The following is a 1,950-nucleotide window of genomic DNA, read 5'->3' on the forward strand; positions in this document are numbered from 1 at the left end:
TCCGGCCAGCAGCAGCGCCGATTCCAGCGAGGCCTGGGTCGTCAGCTTGAACAGGCGGCCGAGCAGGAAGACGACGCTGGCGTTGAGGACGATCAGGCCGACGGTGATCGAGACGATGGTCAGCGGATTGGCGGCGAGCAGGGTGATGTCCAGCTGGATGCCGACGGACACGAAGAACAGCCCCAGCAACAGGCCCTTGAACGGCTCGATGGTCACCTCGACTTCGTGCCGGAACTCGGTCTCGGCGAGCAGCAGGCCCGCCACGAAGGCGCCGAGCGCCATGGACAGGCCGGCGAAGGCGCTGGCCATGCCCGCGCCGATCACCACCAGCAGCGAGGCGGCCATGAACAGCTCTTCGCTCTTGGCCCGCGCCACGGAGCGGAACATCGGCCGAAGCAGCAGGCGGGCGCCGACGACGAGGGCGAACAGGGCGATGGCCGCGGGCGCGAAGGCCAGCAGCAGGCGCGGCGAGAGCACCTCGTCATCGCCGCGGCCGAGCACCGCCAGGGTCACCAGGATGGGGGCGACCGCCAGATCCTGGAACAGCAGCACCGAGAAGGTCGCCCGCCCCGCCTGGGAGTGCTGCCGCTTCTCGTCGGCCAGGATCTGCATGACGATGGCGGTGGAGGACAGCGCCAGGGCCGCACCGATCGCCGCTGCGGTCGCCGGCGGATGGCCGAGCGCCATGGCGGCCGCGGCGATCGCCGTCAGGCAGAGCGTCACCTGGGCGGCGCCGAGGCCGAACACGTAGCGCCGCATCAGCCGCAGCCGCTCCCATGACAGCTCCAGGCCGATCATGAACAGCAGGAAGACGACCCCGAACTCGGCGAGCTGGGCGATCTCGTCCGGGTTGTCGACCGTGAAGTACTGCAGCCAGGGCAGTTCGGCGCCCAGCCGCCCCAGGCCTTGCGGTCCGAGCAGCACGCCGGCGCCCAGGAAGCCGAGGATCGGGCTGATCCGCCAGCGGCGGAACAGCGGCACGACGACCGCGGCCGTCGCCAGAAACAGGACGAGGTCCTTGTATGCGCCTGGCCCGCCGTGCCCTTCCATCCCGACTCCCTTGTTGCAGCCCCTTATGCCCAGCGATGCAGCCTTGAGAAATAGCCGCGGCGGCGTATGACCGCGTCAGCATGCCGACGGCCCGCACAAACCGCAGCATCAGAGGCCGCCGGGCCCTCGCCGCCCTGATCGGGGTGCTGGCGCTGCTCGCGCAGGCCCTGCTGCCCGCCGCCGCCCTGGCCGCCACCGCCGCCGGCGCGACGCAGATCGAGTTCTGCACGACCGAAGGCCGGCAGGTGGTCGCCGTCGGCGAGGACGGCGCGCCCGTCGCCCCCTTCGCCGGCCTGCCCTGCCCCGACTGCGTGGGGGCGCTCACCGCAGCCCTCGCGCCTCCGGCCCCGGCCGTCGCGCCAGTGGCCTACACCGGGACGGCGACGTTCACCGCACCCACGCGCCAGCGGGTCCGCCCCGCGATCCGCGCCCCGCCGCGCCCCCCCAGCCGAGCCCCGCCGCACCGCACGATCTGACGATCCGCCCGCGCGGCTGAGCGGCCGCGCGCCCCGTCCTCTCGTGCGCATAGGTTATCATGTTCAAGCTTTGCCGCTGCGGCGTCACCGCGGCGCTCCTCGTGCTACCCGGCACAGCGGCGGCTGAGCCGCCGCCGACGGTCGAGACCGTCATCGTCACCGCCCGACCTGACCCGGACGACGCGCCCGTCGTCGCCGGGGCCCGCGCCCGCCTGTCGGAGACCCCCGGCGGTGTCGCTGTGGTTTCCGCCGAGTCCCTCCATCGCCGCTACGCCCAGGGCCTAGCCGAGGTCCTTCGGGACGTTCCTGGCGTGTTCGCCCAGAAGAAGGCCGGCGAGGATTCCCGCCTGTCCATCCGCGGCTCGGGCATCGGCAACCCGAACCACAACCGCGGCGTCCTGCTGGCCCAGGACGGCGTGCCGTT

Annotated in this window: 3 protein-coding genes; 2 read left to right on the forward strand and 1 reads right to left on the reverse strand. The window is 72.6% G+C overall.

The window, feature by feature from the left end; all coding sequences use genetic code 11:
- A partial coding sequence (locus VHK87_RS05940) for a cation:proton antiporter (protein WP_329633978.1) occupies positions 1–1,050 on the reverse strand: 1,050 nt, incomplete at its 3' end.
- Between the two features lie 80 nt (positions 1,051–1,130).
- Between VHK87_RS05940 and VHK87_RS05945 the strand changes: the two genes are divergently transcribed.
- Together VHK87_RS05945 and VHK87_RS05950 are read left to right on the forward strand one after the other, a co-directional pair.
- Entirely contained in the window at positions 1,131–1,526 is a 396-nt protein-coding gene (locus tag VHK87_RS05945; protein ID WP_329633979.1) for a DUF2946 family protein, read from the forward strand.
- 59 nt (positions 1,527–1,585) lie between these two features.
- The coding region (locus tag VHK87_RS05950) for a TonB-dependent receptor plug domain-containing protein (protein WP_329633980.1) at positions 1,586–1,950 on the forward strand (365 nt) is incomplete at its 3' end.

This window comes from Phenylobacterium sp., from assembly GCF_036263695.1.
GTDB lineage: Bacteria > Pseudomonadota > Alphaproteobacteria > Caulobacterales > Caulobacteraceae > Phenylobacterium.